Genomic DNA, 17,196 nt, shown 5'->3' on the forward strand with positions numbered 1-17,196 from the left:
GGTCAGCCGCGAGGGAGTGTTGAGCGGCTTGCAGCGGGGGCTGGTGGAGTTTTTGCGTGGGGAATTGGGGGTGGATGCGGGGGGATTTGCCTGAGTCCCCCGGCGATCTTTATTCGGGTTTGTTGATTTCGCGGAGCAGGTCGGCGGTGGGGATGTTCATGGTGTTTGAGTAGTAGGTTTTGTAGCCAAAGGCGGTGATGACGACTTTGCAGGGGATTTGGGTTTTATTGTATAGGAGGTTATTTAGCTCCGTTGTTGACAGGTGACGTTGTGAACTACGGTCGCTGGAGGTTTCAACCAGAAACGCGCTGGTGAGATAGGAAGATTTCTCTTTCTCTCTCTTGCTCACGTCTGAATCAATCAAACCTACGGCAGAAAATTGCATTGCTTTATCAACCGAGAAATCATGGTCATCCGCCAATGCACACTCAAGCGTCCCTGACGCCATACCGACTCCCTCTCCACGATTAAAAAGATCCAGAACATCAACGTCCGATTGATATCGGATAGCGTACAACCGAAAACTTTCTCTTTCGACCGACACATAATTCAAATTTGCTGGAGGCTTCGCATGGTCTTTCGCACAGCCGGAACAAACGGCTAACAATGCGCAAAGCAAAAATCTGCACATCACGAAAACTCCCTCATGACTGATTCGAACAACAAATCGCTTGCGGATTTAGCTCCAGAGATAGGTGCGACAAATAGACCTTTAGCGTCTGCATGATTGGTATCTACGTTAGCATTAAGGGAAGGACCGCAAGATATGAGCCATTTTTCGCCAAAATCCGCTACACCATCTGAAGGATCTCTTTGAGTAGGCATCGCTCTGACGTTTATCCAATCCTCCGCAATGGGCTCGGGACGCTCACGATAGATATCCGAGCCTACCCACACCAATGCGCCTTCACCGACAGGGTCCAAAGTAATCAGCATAGGCACTCTGTACCCCCACTCCGACATTATTCTCGTAAGGTGCGCCCCATTCCACCCCCCAAGACTATGTCCAATAATGTAGATAGGGCAGCTTTTGTACGGTATCAGACTCAAAACATGTCGCTGAATATCTGACTTGCCTCTGACCTCGTTGTAGCCCAGCCACTCCGACTTGTATTTCCCCTCATCTTGTAACGACTCAGCACGCTTATTAAAGTCCAGCCACGCCCGTTGTATATTTCGATACGGCCCAGAGAAGTAATAACTCTCCTTATCCCCGGCCCCACCAATAAAAAGCACGATCGCCTTGGTACTTTCCACCGGCACAGGCTTGGCGCTGACATCCTTCTTGTCGGTCAGCGTATGCTCCTTGTGCAGCTTGTAAGTGTTGCCCTTCGCGCACGTTACCGTCTCCGCAGCCATTGCCTCACTCCTCCAGAAACAGCTTGATGGTTTCAGGCAGGTGCGAACTGGCTTCGTGAGTAAACCCGTCGGCATCAGACACGCCATGCTCCATGCGCCCGTCGGCGCGCTGGATCATATAGGGATGGTTGGGCATCGGTTCGCCAGTTACATCGTTGACCAGTTTCAACTTGTCGGTGAAGTGCACCGGCATCGGCAGCAGACCACTGAAAGGCGCCGCGACTACGGTGTCGCCAATGATCACCGTGCCTGAACCGCCGATGACGACATTGCCGTGGCCACCGGTGCTGTCCAGCGTCGCCGCGTTCAAGCCATTGATGAACACGGTGCCAGATACAGCGCCGCTGATCGCACTGCCGCAAGCGGACTTGTCGGTCATGCGCGCAGCCGCCAGTCCATCAAAATTGACATTCGGCGAGCCGCTGACGATCGGGTTGGTGCCGTGTCCCGGCAACGGGCAGGCGGTGGGGTCGGTGACGCGGGCAGCGGGTTTTCCGCTCATGAACAGCTCCTTGCAATGTGTCGTGCAGATCCTTTGAGGCGCTCAGCATGCGCGAATTTGCCCTCCCCTTCAAATCTTCAGGCAAAAAAAAGGCGCTCATGCGAGCGCCTCTTTTCCTGGGCCGTTACGGATGCTCACCGTACCGGCGGCACCCGAATATCCCCCGCCCGGCACTGCGTCTTCACCCCTTTGCCACACGCGCCGAACTGCAAATCCCTGTCCATGCACACCCGCACTTCCGACAGCTGCGGGCCGCTGCAAACCACCGCAATTCCGTCTTCGGGAATACCCGGATTGGCCTTGCGAAACAGATCGACAATCTCCTGCGCTTCGAAGTAGTACGACGTCGAGCCGAACGGCTGTAACGCCTGCGGAATATTCACCGCGCCGAGGGCCTGATCGGACTTGTCCAGATAGCCCTCCGCGCCGAGACCGCTGCAGGTGCCGTGCTTGGCCCATTCGTGATCGAGGAGTTTTTTCGTCGGGTACATCGTCAGGCCCTTGCTGGTTTCTGCCGCCGATAGCGTTGTCAGCGGCGGGCAGGATTGCGGCCAGCCGCCCTTGGCATATTGCGGCCACAAACCGTGCAGGACAAAACCATAACCCTTGCCGGTGCACTGCGCGTCGTCCTTGTGCGACAGACAAAAAGTCGGCGACCAGGACAGCGCCAGCAGGTAGTAGTCGAACACCCCCGCCACCGATTCCGCCTGAGCTTTGTTCGACTCCGGCTGACGCGCCGAACTCATGCCGATGCTACCGGCCGTCAGCGCGATCAGCGCCAGAATTGTAAACAGCTTTTTCATTAACCCGTTCCTTGGGACGCCTGCGTCCGTGGTTTTCGTTGTTGGCCAGACCTGGCCAGTGCTGATTTCGACACGCTTGTATTGCAAGCGCATGACGCAAGGCAAGGCCCTGCGCCGTGCGAAGGTCTACGCTGAACAGGCAGACATCCAACAAGGGAACCGACATGAGTAAAGCAGACGAACTCGCCGCCAGACTCAAGCAGACACGGCATACCCAGGCTGATGCGGCGCTGGAAATCGATTGCTGGCCTGCTCAGGTGTACGACTTGTACCACCGCATCGGAGCCTGGCTACAGCCAGTCACCGAAGTAGGACTGAAGATTCGGCGAAATCCTACGCACGTTTGCGAAAGTTCGCCGGACGGCGAGAGCCACGATTACGCAATCGATCAGTTGGTGATCGAAGCGAACGATCACAGTCTGATTTTCGATCCGATTGCGCGGTTTACCGAGGACGGTTGCGGACGTGTCGAGATCAAGGTGCCGGGGCGTGATCAGTCGTTGCTGCGCACGGTTGACGAGCATGGCGAAAGCCATTGGTGGTTGCAGACTATCGAGACCGGCCAGGAGCTGGATGCGATCGCGCTGACGGAAAACAATCTGCTGCAGGTGGTGCAGCAAGGGTTGAGCCTGTAAGCCGCCCGGGTTAACTGACAAAACTGTAATGTTTGCCTCAGCCAACTGAAAGCCGGGGCTGGCTAGTCTCTCTGTCATGAGCCAGACGGGGATTTCCTGCGCATGCCTTCCATTCTCACAAGACGCACTTTTGTCAAAGGCCTGGCCGCCGGTAGCTTGCTCGGTGGCCTCGGGCTCTGGCGGACACCGGTCTGGGCGCTGAACGGCGCCGCGCCCGTCAACGAACTGAGCGGCAACGAATTCGAATTGTTCATCGGCGAAACTCCGGTCAATTTCACGGGTTCGGCACGCACAGCGATGACCATCAATGGCAGCCTGCCCGGCCCGCTGTTGCGCTGGCGCGAAGGCGATACCGTGACACTGCGGGTGCGTAACCGGCTCACCGCCGACACCTCGATTCACTGGCACGGCATTCTGCTGCCGGCGAACATGGACGGCGTACCGGGCCTGAGTTTCCACGGCATTGAACCGGGCGGCGTGTATGTCTACCAATTCAAGGTCCGGCAGCACGGCACCTATTGGTATCACAGCCATTCCGGCTTACAGGAGCAGGCCGGCGTCTACGGGCCGCTGGTCATTGAGGCCAAAGAGCCGGAACCGTTCCAGTACGATCGCGACTACGTGGTAATGCTCAGCGACTGGACCGACGAAGACCCGGCCAGACTGATGAAGACTCTGAAAAAACAGTCCGACTACTACAACTTCCACAAACGCACCGTCGGCGACTTTATCAACGATGTCAGTGAAAAAGGCTGGGGCGCCACGGTTGCCGATCGCACGATGTGGGCGCAAATGAACATGAACCCCACCGACATCGCCGACGTCAGTGGCGCCACGTATACCTTTTTGATCAACGGCCAGGCCCCCGATGACAACTTCACCTGGCTGTTCCGTCCCGGCGAAAAACTGCGCCTGCGCCTGATCAACGGCTCGGCCATGACCTATTTCGATGTGCGCATTCCGGGACTGAAGATGACGGTGGTGGCTGCCGATGGCCTGCACGTCAAACCGGTCAGCGTCGATGAACTGCGCATTGCCGTGGCCGAGACCTATGACGTGATCGTTGAACCTGCAACCGAGGCCTACACCCTCTTCGCTCAGGCGATGGATCGCAGCGGTTACGCCCGTGGCACTCTCGCCACACGCCCCGGCATGTCGGCAGCAGTGCCGGCGCTGGATCCGCGTCCGTTGGTGAGCATGGACGACATGGGCATGGGCGGCATGGATCACGGCAGCATGGACATGAGCGCCATGGATCACTCCAGCATGGGCCCGATGCAAGCCCATCCCGACAGTGAAAACAATAATCCGCTGGTGGACATGCAGGCCATGATCACCGCGCCAAAGCTCGACGACCCAGGCCTCGGCCTGCGCAACAACGGCCGCCGAGTGCTGACCTACGCCGACCTGCGCAGCACCTTCGAAGACCCGGACGGCCGCGATCCGAGCCGCACGATAGAGCTGCACCTGACCGGCCACATGGAGAAATTCGCCTGGTCGTTCAACGGCATCAAATTCTCCGATGCCGAGCCTCTACGTCTGAAATACGGCGAGCGCATCCGCCTGGTACTGGTCAACGACACCATGATGACCCACCCGATCCACCTGCACGGGATGTGGAGCGATCTGGAAGACGAAAACGGCAACTTTCAGGTGCGCAAACACACCATCGACATGCCGCCCGGCAGCCGCCGCAGCTATCGCGTCACCGCCGACGCCCTCGGCCGCTGGGCCTATCACTGTCATCTGCTTTATCACATGGAAACGGGCATGTTCCGCGAAGTGCGGGTGGAAGAATGAAGAGGCCGATCATGACTCGACTCAGCGTGTTTTCGCTGCTGCTCGCCGGCACCTCTGCCATGGCTGCCGACGCCATGCACGGCATGGACCACAGCCAGATGCCCGGGATGGATCATTCGGCAATGCAAAGCATGGACGACGGCATGATGCAGCCCGCCGCGCCCAGCGAAAGCCGCACGCCGATTGCGCCCGTGACCGACGCCGACCGCGCTGCGGTGTTCACCAGCCCCGGCGGTCATCAGGTGCATGACAGCGTCATCAACAGTTACTTTCTTGCCGACAAACTCGAATGGCAGAACGCCGATGACGGCAGCGCTTTGGCCTGGGATCTGTCCGGCTGGATCGGCGGGGATACCGATCGGCTGTGGCTGCGCTCTGAAGGCGAGCGCAACAACGGCAAGACTGAAGACGCGGAAATTCAAGCGCTATGGGGCCACGCGATTTCACCATGGTGGGACGTGGTCAGCGGCGTGCGTCAGGACTTCAAACCCGGCGCACCGCAAACCTGGGCCGCGTTCGGCGTGCAAGGCATGGCGCTGTACAACTTCGAGGCCGAAGCCACGGCTTTCATTGGCGAGGGCGGCCAGAGTGCGGTACGCCTGGAGGGCGACTACGACATCCTGCTGACCAACCGACTGATCCTGCAGCCGACCGCAGAACTCAACATCTACGGCAAAAACGATCCGCAGCGAGGCATCGGCTCAGGGTTGTCCAATACCGAGGCAGGCCTGCGGTTGCGCTATGAAATCCGCCGCGAATTCGCGCCTTATATCGGCGTGACGTGGAATCGCACTTACGGCAACACCGCCGACTACGCCCGCGAAGAAGACGAGGATCGCAGTGAGGCGCGCCTCGTCCTCGGCGTCAGGCTGTGGTTCTGAATTCTTCTACAAAAACAAACCGGAGACCTTGCATGCGCACATTGACCCTGCCCCTGATATTCGCCAGCGGATTACTCCTGAGCACCCTCGCCCAGGCCCACCCGAAACTGCTTTCGTCAACGCCGGCCGAAGGCGCGGAAGGTGCCGCGCCGAACAGGATCGAGCTGCACTTTTCCGAGAACCTGGTCACGCAATTCTCCGGGGCCAAACTGGTAATGACCGAAATGGGCGGCATGGCTCACTCGCCGATGCCGATGAAAGCCAAGGTCAGCGCCAGCAGCGATCCGAAAACCATGCTGATCACCCCGCTCGCCCCGCTGCCTGCCGGCACCTATCAGGTGCAGTGGCGCGCGGTGTCCGCCGACACGCACCCGATCACCGGTAACGTCACGTTCAAAGTGAAGTGAACAATGGCGGACCTGCTCAACATCATCCTGCGGTTCGCCTTGTATGTGGATTTGCTGCTGTTGTTCGGGCTGGCGTTGTTTGGCTTGTACAGCTTCAACGCGCTGCTGCGGTTCCGTCCGTTGTTGCGCGGCATGGCAGTGACAGGGGCATTGCTGTCAGTGGCCGGGCTGGTGCTGATGACCCGCGCCATGAGTGGCGAAACACAGCTCGCGGCATTGTGGCCACACCTGCAGATGATGCTGCTGGACACGGACGTCGGCCTGGCGTGGGTGCTGCGGATGACAGCGTTGGCCATCGTGGTGATCCGACCGGGTCTTTGGCCAGCGTCGTTGGCAGGCGCCATTGCCCTCGCTTCGCTGGCGTGGAGCGGGCATGGCGCGATGGACGAAGGATGGCTGCGGTTCTGGCACTTTCTCAGCGACATCTTGCACTTGCTTGCGGCGGGAGCGTGGTTGGGTGCCTTGCTGGCGCTGGTGTTGATGGTGAGCGGGCGGATCGGTGATACACGCCTTCGCTTGATCGCCGATGCAGTGAAACGCTTCGAATGGGTGGGCGCGTTGATCGTGCTGACGGTGTCGGTCACCGGCGTGATGAATTATCTCTTCATCGTTGGCCCAAGGCTCGACGGAGTGCTGTTCGGGACCTACGGGCAGCTGCTGACGATCAAGGTGCTGGCGTTTGCCGTGATGCTGGTGCTGGCTGCGTTGAACCGCTTTCATCTTGGACCGTCACTGCAACAATCGCTGCGCGACGGCCAGCACCTCATCGCCGCGAACGCGCTGCGGCGCAGTGTGGTGATGGAGCTGGCCCTTGCCCTTTTGATCGTGGCGCTGGTGGCGTGGCTGGGCACATTGAGTCCGGACCCGGGATGACACCCGTGGAAGGCTTTCACTACACTGGGCCACCTTCCCTTTCAGAAGCCCGATCTCAATGACAACACTAAAAAGCACGATGATCCTCGGCGGCCTGCTGACCCTGGCGACTGGCGCTCACGCCGACCCCGCCACGTCCCACCTCGACAGCATTCAGCAACAAGGCCAGTTGCGCGTCTGCACCACCGGCGATTACAAGCCCTACACCTTCAAGCGCAGCGACGGCGACTTCGAAGGCATCGACATCAGCATGGCCCGCTCCCTGGCCGACAGCCTCGGCGTCAAGGTGCAATGGGTGCAGACCACCTGGAAAACCCTGATGCCCGACATGCAGGCCGGCAAATGCGACATCGGCATGGGCGGCATCTCAGTCACACTGGAACGGCAGAAAAAAGCCTACTTCAGCAACACCCTCGACACCGACGGCAAGATCCCGCTGGTGCGCTGCGCCGACCAGTCCAAATACCAGACCATCGACCAGATCAACCAGCCCAACGTGCGCCTGGTGGAACCTGCCGGCGGCACCAACGAAGCCTTCGTCCACGCCTTCCTGCCCAAAGCGCAACTGGCCCTGCACGACAACGTGACGATCTTCCAGCAACTGCTCGACAACAAAGCCGACGTGATGATCACCGACGCCTCGGAAGCGCTGTATCAGCAGAAACTCAAACCGGGGTTGTGCGCTGTGAATCCGCATAAGTACATGCAGTACGGGGAGAAGGCTTACTTGCTGCCGCGCGATGACATGAGTTGGAAACTGTATGTCGATCAGTGGCTGCACTTGAGCAAGGTCACTGGCAAGTATCAGCAGACGTTGAGTGAGTGGATTGCGGTGCCGCAGTAAGCCACTTAACCCGGCCACCGCGCGCGTTGAGGGAACGGTTCGCTCAATGCACGCGGTGTCGGGAATCTGAACGTGCTCAAACTGAATGCATTCCTGGCCGGCCTGCTGTTCGGCGTCGGTTGGGGGATAGCCGGCATCTGCCCTGGCCCGGCAGTGACCATCCTGTTGACGGGCCACTGGCAGGCAATGGTTTTCGTATTGGCGATGCTCGCAGGCATGGGGTTATTTACGCTGCTGGAAACCCGACGCAATCCGTGACCGCAGAACAACCGGCATTCAGGCGCATGGCACCGACGGCAGCCAGTGTCGGTGGCGGTCAATGTTTTGCATAAGAGCGCGGATTGGATGATCTCCCCAGCCACGCACTCGTCGAGATCTGCGCCAACGATTTGAACGAGGGCCTGGCAAACCAGTAGCCCTGCATCAGATAAATGCCGCAATCGGCGAGAAAGTCTCTTTCCTCGGCATTTTCTATGCCCTCGGCGATCACTTCCACGCCCAACTCTCTGCACATGTTGACCACGTTGCGCACGATGGTCTGGCGTACGCGGTCACGGTGAATATTGCGGATCAGCGCCATATCCAGCTTGATCAGGTCCGGTTGAAAATCCGCCAACAAGTTAAGGCCGGAATAGCCTGCGCCAAAGTCGTCGATGGCCGTCTTGAAACCAAACTCACGATACTCACGCAAGATATTCATCAAGTGTTTGTTGCTTTCAACGTGCTCGCCTTCCACGGCTTCGAAGATCAGCCGCTCCAGCGGAAAGCCGTATGTGCGCGCCGCTTCCAATGTGCTGCGAATACACATCTCCGGCCGGTAAACGGCATTCGGCAGAAAGTTGATCGACAGGTACTGCGTCATGCCTAAGTCAGCCGCGGTGGAAATTGCCCGCACTCGACACAGTTGATCGAATCGGTAACGGTTCTGATCGTCCACCTGCTCCAGGACAGACAAGGCACCTTCACCGTTTACGCCGCGAACCAACGCTTCATGGGCAAACGTCGTTTGATCGCGCAGATCCACAATGGGCTGGAAAGCGAAGGCGAAATCCATCTCTGGCACACCTTTGTTTCTACAGCCCTGGCAGCCACCGGGAGACGCGAATGATTTTGGAAAGTCGGTCATGACACCCCTGATAACGGGTTGTAACCTTCCATGGTGATAAATGATCAGTTGCAGGATTGCGTCATCTGCAAACCAGGCAACAACTGCAGCCCTGCGGCGCCTGAATATGCAAAGGCGCCGCGCGCTCGACGTTAAAATGATCAGGTGCGGAAATGCGCGGTCATTCGCTGCAGGTCCTGCCCCAGTGACGCCAACTCGATCGTCGCCGCCGCGCTTTCTTCGCTGGCGACAGCCGACTGGTCAGCCACATCACGCACACTGACAATGCTGCGGTTGATTTCGTCGGCCACGGCACTTTGCTGCTCGGCGGCGGCCGAGATCTGCAGACTCATTTCCTGGATCGTACCGATGGACTGATTGATCTCGGTAATCGCCAATTCGGCCTTCTGCGCCAGTACCACCGTATCGAGGGTGCGTTCGCGGCTTGAGGTCATCAGCGTCGCAGCCGCTTGCGTGCCTTGTTGCAGGGTGACGATCAGCGCTTCGATTTCCTTGGTCGAGTCCTGCGTGCGCTGCGCCAGCGAGCGCACTTCGTCTGCTACCACAGCAAAACCACGACCCTGCTCACCCGCCCGCGCGGCTTCGATAGCGGCGTTCAACGCGAGCAGATTGGTCTGCTCGGCGACGGCTTTGATCACATCGATGACTTTGCCGATCTGCTCGCTGTCCTGAGTCAGCACATTCATCGCACCGCCCAACTCTTCAATGGCCATGGCAAGTTCGCTGATCTGCACCGTCGCCTGCTTCACCACCGTGCTGCCGTGGCGCGCCTGCTGATCGGCGAGGGTCGCGGCAGCGGAGGCATCGGTGGTGTTACGCGCAACTTCCTGCACCGTCGAAGCCATTTCGTGCATCGCCGTGGCAACTTGATCCACTTCGCTTTTTTGCTGACGTACACCTGCGCTGGTCTGCTCGCTCATGGCCGAGAGCTTTTCCGCAGAGGTGGAAATCTGCGTGACGCCATTGCCGATACCTTGCACCAGCGTGTTCAGGTTCTGCGCCATCTCCTGCATCGCATTTTGCAGATCGCCCAACTCATCTTTGCGCGCAGACCTGGCCTGGACCGTCAGGTCGCCTTTGGCAATCCGTCGCGCCAGATCAACCGTCAGCGCCAGCGGCGCAGTAATCTGGCGCGAGATGACCACCGAAGCCAACAGCCCGATCACCAGCGCCAGCGCAGTCAATACCGCCATCTGAATAAAAGCCGAATGCTGATCCTCATGTGCAAGGCGCTGCTGGGTGTCCATCAGGCCACTCATGATCTTGTCCATCGCCTTGCTTTCCTGGTCGACCTGCTCGCGCATGTTCTGCTTCTGCTCAAACAGCCCGGCCACTTCCACCAGTACTTCGCGATAACGCCGCATGCCGGCGTGGGCTTCTTCCAGTTGGCTCGACAGCGCCGTCGGCAGGCTGGTGCGCGCCTTGCTGATATCACTCAAGAAGGTATCGATGGTTTCCATCAGCAGTTTTTTGTTCACGTCGTTGGGCACCGCAATGTAACGACGCAACATCAGGCGAAACGTGGTCATGCCATTGCGCAAGTCGGCCACCGTACGCAGCTCCCGAACGCGTTCACCATCGGCAGACGCCAGTGCACTGGTCGTGGTGCCTTCAAGCATGCCGGCAAAAGTTTGCGCGTACTTGTCCGACAGCGCCGTCAGCGGTTTCAACGCATCCGTGGTCGACTGGTCGGCAGCGATCAGCCGTTTCACCTTCTGGTCGTAGGCAACAATCGTGGTTTGCAGCGCCTTCAGGGCTTGCTGGTTTTCAGCGCGGGTCAACGTATCCAGCGCCTTGCCCACAAGGCCCTGCAAGACATTCAACTGCGCGTTATAGGACTCGGCGAAGGCTGCGTCAGCGGCGGCTTCGTACTGTTTCTCGGACAGACGCATATTTTGCGTAGCGTCATTCAACGTGCCGATCAGGCGCGTCGTACTCAAGCGATCAACCAGCACGCTGTTGCTGTTATAGCCAATGAAGGCAACCGCCAAAACGGCCAGCAGAAGAATGCCGAAGCCGGTTCCCAGCTTGCGGGAAACTTTGATGTCACCGAGGAAATTCGATGCTACTGCCATATTCAGCCTCAAACGTCCTGACGCGAAACGCCAGGCACAAAAATTGATCTCCGGTAACCACAGTCACCGTCCAGACATTCGGGGGTCGTCATCCAAGGCGTAATACGGGACGCTCCAGCTGTCCCGGAGATGCAAATGCCGATGCTGTTGAAGCGTCGAAAAGAGACCCGACGCGAGCACCGGCAGACAAACCCTTCACCTCGCAAACAGAGCATTTGCACGCTGGATTTATCGTTTCAGCAAAGGTGTCTGGAGGGATGCTATTAATTTTGGGAAAACTTGTACAACTTTATATTTTTGTATAATCGTTGAACTTTTTGAGCGGCGTGATGACGCATTGCCATCATGATTTGTGGCACATCGCTATCGGCGTGAAAAGACGATGAAAATGTCAATGCAGAACCCCGCCCCTCTGCAGCAACGGCGTGCCGCATGCCACAGAGGGACACGGGTTTACGGCTTGATTTCAACCTTATCCAACGCCTGATTCACCGCCAACTCCGCCAACATCACCACCTGCGCAATGCCTAGCGCAGATTTGCGGCGCGAGTTATCCAGCGTCGCGGCAAAGTTGTTGAGCATTTCGGAGGCAGAACCCAGGGTTTCGCAGGCATTGGCCAACAGGGATTCCATGTCGTACTTGGGATTGGCGAGGTACATGCGTTCGGGCGCATCGGTGCTGGCCCTGATTAGGCTGGCGGGAAGGAGATAGTGATCAAGCGCGCGCTCGGCGGCTTCGTGGAGTTTTTTGGAATTGGCGGATTCGTAGGGGGATGCGGGGTCGGTTTCTGGCGGGTTGGGTGTTGGTTTGAACATGGTGTAACTCCTGACGGATTAACGAAAAGGAGCCATCACTCTCGCTACCAAACGAAGGGTGGAGGCCATACGCAGGTTGGTAGACCGGTCGTCAGGAACCCCGGCGCATCCGAAGACGCCCCGCGCATGACCACCATAAAACGAAGACGAGAAACGTCATCGCAAGACAGTAGTCTTGTGCTTCTGACGGAGCGGGCTACCAAACCCGATCACTGTTTTCAGTGACCCGGAGACGATAAAACCCGCAGGCTAGACGCACAAGCCGGCGGATTCTGTCTTAGGTGTAGGGGGAGGCGCAAGACAAGGTAGGCTTCGGATAACTTTCACCAGTCAGATTTAAACAAGCGCCTGCGCAATCGTTTAAACGCATACTGAAGGACAGAAAACAGGCAGAAATACACTTCCTCCCATCAGGCCGAGCGCGTCGGAGCCCAGTTCAAACCACAAACAGCGCCTCGCAAGCCTTTGCCTGTTCGCAGACCTGATAAACTCTTGCGCCTTCGCCTTCTTGATCCAGATTCCTCACATGTCCCTACAACCCGTCACACTCTCCCGCCGCTTCTCCGTCGCCCCGATGATGGATTGGACGGACCGCCATTGCCGTTTCTTCCTACGCCTCCTGTCGAAGAACGCCCTGCTCTACACCGAAATGGTCACCACTGGCGCATTGCTCAACGGTGATCACGAACGTTTCCTGCGTCACAACGAAGCCGAGCACCCGCTGGCGTTGCAGCTCGGTGGTAGTGTTCCGCTCGATCTCGCCGCCTGCGCGCGCATGGCTCAGGAGCACGATTACGACGAGGTGAACCTGAACGTCGGCTGCCCGAGTGATCGTGTGCAAAACAACATGATCGGCGCGTGCCTGATGGGGCATCCGCAGTTGGTGGCCGATTGTGTGAAGGCGATGCGTGATGCGGTGTCGATTCCGGTGACGGTTAAGCACCGGATCGGCATCAACGGGCGCGACAGTTATGCCGAGTTGTGCGATTTCGTCGGCACTGTTCGCGATGCCGGCTGCACGAGTTTTACCGTGCATGCGCGGATTGCGATCCTCGAAGGGTTGTCGCCGAAGGAGAATCGCGACATTCCGCCGTTGCGCTATGACGTCGCGGCGCAGTTGAAGGCGGATTTTCCGGAGCTGGAGATTGTGCTGAACGGCGGGATCAAGACCATGGAGGCCTGCCATGAGCATCTGCAGACGTTCGACGGCGTGATGTTGGGGCGTGAGGCTTATCACAATCCGTATTTGCTGGCGGAGGTGGATCAGCAGTTGTTCGGCAGTTCGGCGCCGGTGATCAGTCGGGCTGAGGCGCTGGCGCAATTGCGGCCTTATATCGCCGAGCATTTGCTGGCCGGTGGTGCGATGCATCACATCACTCGGCATGTGCTGGGCCTGGGCACAGGGTTCCCCGGGGCGCGCAAGTTTCGTCAGTTGTTGTCGGTGGATATTCACAAGGCCAAGGATCCGCTGGCGTTGCTGGATCAGGCGGCTGCGTTGCTTGAAGGGCGTTGATTGATGGTTTGAGTGTGCGGGCGGCGCATGAGCGTTGCCCAGTATTTTGATGTACTGACAGGATGTCTTTTGTTTATGCCCGCGTTTACTTTTTCAGGTTTCAAGCGTTTCACCCTCCTCGCCTTGTTCAGCTTCACTTCCGACGTTTATGCGCACTGCGATGGCTTTTGCATGGGCCGTACCGATACGCCGTGGGAGGTGACGCAGCTTTCCGGCTTCACTTTGGTGTCTTTAATCCTCGCACCTATTTCGTCTAGCCAGGAAACGACCGACAGTCACAAGCGTGTTTACTCTGCCGAGGAGCAAGAAGACGCGCGACTCTATCTGGCCAGCGACGGCATGCTGCAAGCCGCGTATTTCACCTCGGCCTTGCAGCGCTTTCGTCAGGAGTCGTCGGATTCGACGTTAAACGATCTCGCCGTGGCGGCGTTGATCAGCGCGCAGTGATCAGGCGGCCGCTGCGGCGGTCCAGTTGACCCAACCAAACAGCCACGTCGCCAGAATCAACAATCCAAAACCGATCCGGTACCACGCGAACGCGGCATAGCTGTGGTTGGCAATAAACTTGAGCAAGCCGCGTACGGCGATCATGGCGAAGATGAACGCGGTGACGAAGCCGAGGGCGAAGACTGGCAGGTCGTTGGGTTGGAACAGGTCGCGGTATTTGTAGCCGGAATAAACGGCGGCGCCAACCATGGTCGGCATGGCGAGGAAGAACGAGAACTCGGTGGCGGCTTTGCGCGATAGGCCGAAGAGCAGCCCGCCGATGATGGTCGAGCCGGAACGCGAGGTGCCGGGAATCATCGCAAGACATTGTACGAAACCGACCTTCAACGCGTGGGACCAGCGCATGTCGTCGACATGTTCGACGCTGACTACATGGCTGCGCTGTTCGGCCCACAACATGACGATGCCGCCAACAACCAGGGCCACCGCAACGGTGATCGGGTTGAACAGGTATTCATGAATCGCGTCGGCGAATAACACGCCGAGGATAACGGCCGGGAAAAACGCGATCAGCAGATTAAGGGTGAAACGTTGCGCGTTGCGCTCGGTGGGCAGGCCTTTGACGATTTCGAAGATCTTCGGACGAAATTCCCAGACCACAGCAAGAATGGCCCCCAGTTGAATAATGATGTTGAACGCCATCGCGCGTTCGCCGCCAAACTCGAGCAGGTCGGCGACAATAATCTGGTGGCCGGTACTTGAAATGGGCAAGAACTCGGTCAAGCCTTCTACCGCGCCTAATATCAACACCTGGAAAAGGGTCCAGAAATCCATTAATCCTCCGTCAGAGCACTCAGGGTGAGCGACCAGTCAATAACACTCAGGGGTTGAGTATCTGAGTTACACAATTGGCGCATATGAAGATCCAAAGATCGCAGCCTTCGGCAGCTCCTACATTTGGAATGCATTTCCATGTAGGAGCTGCCGAAGGCTGCGATCTTTTGATTTCGAAGAATAGGTCTAACGGACTGCCACACTCAAGTCATGTTAGTAATCGTCGGCCGACGAACTAAACGGAAAAAATTTACATCTATTACTACAAATATTTCAGTTCAGATATGAAGTGTGATCAACCTCACACATTGTTGACATGGCCAATCAATGGCAAAAGGACATAGACAAAGCCATCGCCACAAGCTCAAAATAGTGGCACCATTGCATATAGCCATCACTTACGCATTAGTTCACAAGCCCGAGAAAATCAACTAAAAGCCTGAAAAGCTTAGTTATTGTTAGAAAACTCGGGAGACACGTCTAAAATCCGCACAAATGTTACCAATTGTCAGTCACAGATGAGAACCGGTGCTTTAACATCCCGATGTCAGCACCTAATTCGAGTCAACGCATGATGCTCTCAGGGAACTTGGCGACGAGAAGTCCGCGCCCGACAAATGATGAATCCGGTGTTCTTGCGCTGGGTCGTACACTGGGTGTGGCTGATCATTTGAGATCGCTGATCGCAAAGCACGTGCAACCCGATATGACCCTGGAAACAGGTGCTTTCACTAGTTCATATAAACAGCACGGCTACATAGGTTCCTATCGCGCCATTTTCGTCATCATCGATAGTCCACAAGCCATCGAAGAAAATCTGGCCCTGGTGCAGACCCTGCGCGATGACAACTTGAAGCCACTTATTTGCGCTGTCGTTACCGGCCGCGGTGCCGTCAACAAGATCAAATATTTCCTCGCCGGGGCGGATGCCTGTATCAAGCTCAACACATTGAGCGATGACAGCGAAGACTTGCTCGCGGAGTTCTTCAACAGAGAAGACGGGAAACGAGATATCAATCTCACGCTTGATCCGACGCGGATCTGCCTGATGGACAGTCGGCGCAAACTGGATATCTCTTTCGCCGAAATGAAGATCCTCGAGGCCTTTGCGCACACCGGCAATCACATTCTGAGTCATGATGAAATCGCCAGCATCATGGGCCTCAACACCAATTTCTACGACCCTCGGGCACTGGAAAAATCAATCAGTCGCTTGCGTGGAAAAATCAAGGACATGTATGGTACAAACGCGATTCAGAGCATCCGCGGCTACGGCTATCGCCTGATGCGGGGCCTGATATCGACTGCCTGAGTCTCGGGCAGTCTTCCCTTTTGCATACGTACGAAGGATCGTCTGATGCAGCCATATCGTTTCAATTGCGCCTCATACTTATTAAAACTCAAGCACTTGAATGAGCACGGCATCACGCCACATAACAATAAAACTCCATAACATAGCAGCAGATCGAGTGGAATTTATCGATGGCCATTTTCGGCCAGAACCCTGCCTACGATTACTTCCGAGGAAGTCATTGCTCGCCTGCCGATTTATCTTTTAGCCAATTTTGGTGTGTATTTAGGAGAGAGACATGGAAACGAGTACAACCCTCCCCAGAAAATATTTTGTTGTTGTGACGCACAGCACAACGTCGCAACGTGAACTGGAAAGCATCTTGTCCAGTGAGCGTTTCAATTCGTTTGGCACGTCGCAGGCACAAATGTTTGTTGAAGGTGTTGCTTCGCCCTCTTCCGCCCCGATGGTCATGGAGTTCAGTTACCCAAGCCTCAGCCGAAAGAATGTTGCGCGCAGTATCGAACATGATACTCAACGCATACTGGCCACTCTTGAAAATGAATGGCGAGCCGCGCAAACAGACAATCCGTTTCAAAGCTTCCCGACCCGCAGTGCAGAACGCGCTCATATCTCCAATATCAGCGAGAGCACTGAGCCTTGCAGCGACACCTGGCATCTTGACGATGAACAAGGCGTGTTGCTCAAGGACAATGTTGCGATCAGCCTGACTGGCCTGGAAACCGCTCTGGTCAGGAAAATGCTGAGCCATGAAGAGCGCGTGGTCAGTCGTGATGACTTGATCATCAGCATTGGTCGGGAACCCGAGCAATACCGTGGCCTGGAAATGTGCCTGAGCCGATTGCAGGATAAATTCAAGAGCGCAAGTAATGGCGAGAGATTGTTCCGAGCCGTAAGAAATCGCGGATATTGCCTGATTCAAGAAGTCGTTGCGTAACCGAAGAAGACCTTCAAACCGAGACAAACAGA

At 57.0% G+C, this 17,196-nt stretch carries 18 protein-coding genes and 1 pseudogene; 11 read left to right on the plus strand and 8 right to left on the minus strand.

Annotated elements, in window-relative coordinates; genetic code table 11:
- Positions 1-109: 109 nt before the first annotated feature.
- The 4 genes from J5M66_RS23105 to J5M66_RS23120 form a co-directional block, all read right to left on the minus strand.
- On the minus strand, positions 110-631 hold the full coding sequence (locus tag J5M66_RS23105) for a hypothetical protein (protein WP_071173012.1): 522 nt from the start codon (positions 629-631) through the stop codon (positions 110-112).
- Positions 631-1,359: a hypothetical protein gene (locus J5M66_RS23110; protein WP_016775430.1), complete on the minus strand. Its 729-nt coding sequence runs from the start codon at positions 1,357-1,359 to the stop codon at positions 631-633. The genes J5M66_RS23105 and J5M66_RS23110 overlap by 1 nt, the downstream gene beginning before the upstream one ends.
- 4 nt (positions 1,360-1,363) lie before the next feature.
- Positions 1,364-1,891 carry a PAAR domain-containing protein gene (locus J5M66_RS23115; protein WP_280074296.1) on the minus strand — a complete coding sequence of 176 codons (528 nt, stop codon included), beginning with the start codon at positions 1,889-1,891 and terminating at the stop codon, positions 1,364-1,366.
- A gap of 104 nt (positions 1,892-1,995) precedes the next feature.
- A complete protein-coding gene (locus tag J5M66_RS23120; protein ID WP_207809375.1) occupies positions 1,996-2,664 on the minus strand; it encodes a ribonuclease T2 in 669 nt (222 codons plus the stop codon).
- 164 nt (positions 2,665-2,828) lie between these two features.
- Between J5M66_RS23120 and J5M66_RS23125 the strand changes: the two genes are divergently transcribed.
- The 7 genes and pseudogenes from J5M66_RS23125 to J5M66_RS23155 all read left to right on the plus strand — a co-directional run.
- Complete coding sequence (locus J5M66_RS23125; protein ID WP_130903120.1) at positions 2,829-3,299, plus strand: hypothetical protein; 471 nt, start codon at positions 2,829-2,831, stop codon at positions 3,297-3,299.
- Between the two features lie 102 nt (positions 3,300-3,401).
- Positions 3,402-5,099, plus strand: a complete 1,698-nt coding sequence (locus tag J5M66_RS23130; RefSeq protein WP_123442040.1) for a copper resistance system multicopper oxidase — start codon at positions 3,402-3,404, stop codon at positions 5,097-5,099.
- 11 nt (positions 5,100-5,110) lie between these two features.
- Positions 5,111-5,980: a copper resistance protein B gene (locus J5M66_RS23135; protein WP_207809373.1), complete on the plus strand. Its 870-nt coding sequence runs from the start codon at positions 5,111-5,113 to the stop codon at positions 5,978-5,980.
- A gap of 32 nt (positions 5,981-6,012) precedes the next feature.
- A complete protein-coding gene (gene copC / locus J5M66_RS23140; RefSeq protein WP_137214691.1) occupies positions 6,013-6,387 on the plus strand; it encodes a copper homeostasis periplasmic binding protein CopC in 375 nt (124 codons plus the stop codon).
- Between the two features lie 3 nt (positions 6,388-6,390).
- Positions 6,391-7,260 carry a copper homeostasis membrane protein CopD gene (gene copD / locus J5M66_RS23145; protein WP_207809370.1) on the plus strand — a complete coding sequence of 290 codons (870 nt, stop codon included), beginning with the start codon at positions 6,391-6,393 and terminating at the stop codon, positions 7,258-7,260.
- 58 nt (positions 7,261-7,318) lie between these two features.
- Positions 7,319-8,104 carry a transporter substrate-binding domain-containing protein gene (locus J5M66_RS23150; RefSeq protein WP_123442038.1) on the plus strand — a complete coding sequence of 262 codons (786 nt, stop codon included), beginning with the start codon at positions 7,319-7,321 and terminating at the stop codon, positions 8,102-8,104.
- 78 nt (positions 8,105-8,182) lie between these two features.
- Positions 8,183-8,362 (plus strand): annotated as a pseudogene (locus J5M66_RS23155) (DUF6691 family protein); the annotation flags it as partial.
- Positions 8,363-8,420: 58 nt separating this feature from the next.
- Here the strand turns inward: J5M66_RS23155 and J5M66_RS23160 are convergent.
- From J5M66_RS23160 to J5M66_RS23170, 3 genes are all read right to left on the minus strand, one after another.
- Positions 8,421-9,230 (minus strand): EAL domain-containing protein, encoded by an 810-nt coding sequence (locus tag J5M66_RS23160; RefSeq protein ID WP_071173021.1) that lies wholly within the window; start codon positions 9,228-9,230, stop codon positions 8,421-8,423.
- Between the two features lie 140 nt (positions 9,231-9,370).
- On the minus strand, positions 9,371-11,305 hold the full coding sequence (locus J5M66_RS23165) for a methyl-accepting chemotaxis protein (protein ID WP_122746872.1): 1,935 nt from the start codon (positions 11,303-11,305) through the stop codon (positions 9,371-9,373).
- A gap of 453 nt (positions 11,306-11,758) precedes the next feature.
- On the minus strand, positions 11,759-12,121 hold the full coding sequence (locus J5M66_RS23170) for a hypothetical protein (protein WP_016775441.1): 363 nt from the start codon (positions 12,119-12,121) through the stop codon (positions 11,759-11,761).
- Positions 12,122-12,647: 526 nt separating this feature from the next.
- Between J5M66_RS23170 and dusA the strand changes: the two genes are divergently transcribed.
- Positions 12,648-13,634, plus strand: coding sequence for a tRNA dihydrouridine(20/20a) synthase DusA (dusA, locus tag J5M66_RS23175; protein ID WP_207809368.1), 987 nt, complete (start codon positions 12,648-12,650; stop codon positions 13,632-13,634).
- A gap of 27 nt (positions 13,635-13,661) precedes the next feature.
- A complete protein-coding gene (locus J5M66_RS23180; protein ID WP_243433042.1) occupies positions 13,662-14,081 on the plus strand; it encodes a DUF2388 domain-containing protein in 420 nt (139 codons plus the stop codon).
- Here the strand turns inward: J5M66_RS23180 and J5M66_RS23185 are convergent, their stop codons facing one another.
- Positions 14,082-14,915, minus strand: a complete 834-nt coding sequence (locus J5M66_RS23185) for an undecaprenyl-diphosphate phosphatase (protein ID WP_016775449.1) — start codon at positions 14,913-14,915, stop codon at positions 14,082-14,084. It lies immediately after the preceding gene.
- A gap of 571 nt (positions 14,916-15,486) precedes the next feature.
- On the opposite strand from J5M66_RS23185, the gene J5M66_RS23190 reads away from it, so the two are divergent.
- The gene (locus J5M66_RS23190; RefSeq protein ID WP_207817504.1) at positions 15,487-16,227 is read left to right on the plus strand and encodes a winged helix-turn-helix domain-containing protein; all 741 of its coding nucleotides are present in this window, start codon (positions 15,487-15,489) and stop codon (positions 16,225-16,227) included.
- A gap of 277 nt (positions 16,228-16,504) precedes the next feature.
- Positions 16,505-17,164, plus strand: coding sequence for a helix-turn-helix domain-containing protein (locus tag J5M66_RS23195; RefSeq protein WP_122508334.1), 660 nt, complete (start codon positions 16,505-16,507; stop codon positions 17,162-17,164).
- Positions 17,165-17,196: the final 32 nt, after the last annotated feature.

It is taken from the genome of Pseudomonas sp. 67(2021), from assembly GCF_017491835.1.
Classification (GTDB): domain Bacteria; phylum Pseudomonadota; class Gammaproteobacteria; order Pseudomonadales; family Pseudomonadaceae; genus Aquipseudomonas; species Aquipseudomonas atacamensis.

Bases quoted from the DNA above. Each gene is read 5' to 3' on its own strand.
- copC (WP_137214691.1), top strand. From the start codon at position 6,013: ATGCGCACATTGACCCTGCCCCTGATATTCGCCAGCGGATTACTCCTG.
- J5M66_RS23135 (WP_207809373.1), top strand. From the start codon at position 5,111: ATGACTCGACTCAGCGTGTTTTCGCTGCTGCTCGCCGGCACCTCTGCC.
- J5M66_RS23150 (WP_123442038.1), top strand. From the start codon at position 7,319: ATGACAACACTAAAAAGCACGATGATCCTCGGCGGCCTGCTGACCCTG.
- J5M66_RS23195 (WP_122508334.1), top strand. From the start codon at position 16,505: ATGGAAACGAGTACAACCCTCCCCAGAAAATATTTTGTTGTTGTGACG.
- copD (WP_207809370.1), top strand. From the start codon at position 6,391: ATGGCGGACCTGCTCAACATCATCCTGCGGTTCGCCTTGTATGTGGAT.
- J5M66_RS23190 (WP_207817504.1), top strand. From the start codon at position 15,487: ATGATGCTCTCAGGGAACTTGGCGACGAGAAGTCCGCGCCCGACAAAT.
- J5M66_RS23170 (WP_016775441.1), bottom strand. From the start codon at position 12,121: ATGTTCAAACCAACACCCAACCCGCCAGAAACCGACCCCGCATCCCCC.
- J5M66_RS23180 (WP_243433042.1), top strand. From the start codon at position 13,662: ATGAGCGTTGCCCAGTATTTTGATGTACTGACAGGATGTCTTTTGTTT.
- J5M66_RS23120 (WP_207809375.1), bottom strand. From the start codon at position 2,664: ATGAAAAAGCTGTTTACAATTCTGGCGCTGATCGCGCTGACGGCCGGT.
- J5M66_RS23165 (WP_122746872.1), bottom strand. From the start codon at position 11,305: ATGGCAGTAGCATCGAATTTCCTCGGTGACATCAAAGTTTCCCGCAAG.
- dusA (WP_207809368.1), top strand. From the start codon at position 12,648: ATGTCCCTACAACCCGTCACACTCTCCCGCCGCTTCTCCGTCGCCCCG.
- J5M66_RS23125 (WP_130903120.1), top strand. From the start codon at position 2,829: ATGAGTAAAGCAGACGAACTCGCCGCCAGACTCAAGCAGACACGGCAT.
- J5M66_RS23110 (WP_016775430.1), bottom strand. From the start codon at position 1,359: ATGGCTGCGGAGACGGTAACGTGCGCGAAGGGCAACACTTACAAGCTG.
- J5M66_RS23105 (WP_071173012.1), bottom strand. From the start codon at position 631: ATGTGCAGATTTTTGCTTTGCGCATTGTTAGCCGTTTGTTCCGGCTGT.
- J5M66_RS23130 (WP_123442040.1), top strand. From the start codon at position 3,402: ATGCCTTCCATTCTCACAAGACGCACTTTTGTCAAAGGCCTGGCCGCC.
- J5M66_RS23185 (WP_016775449.1), bottom strand. From the start codon at position 14,915: ATGGATTTCTGGACCCTTTTCCAGGTGTTGATATTAGGCGCGGTAGAA.
- J5M66_RS23160 (WP_071173021.1), bottom strand. From the start codon at position 9,230: ATGACCGACTTTCCAAAATCATTCGCGTCTCCCGGTGGCTGCCAGGGC.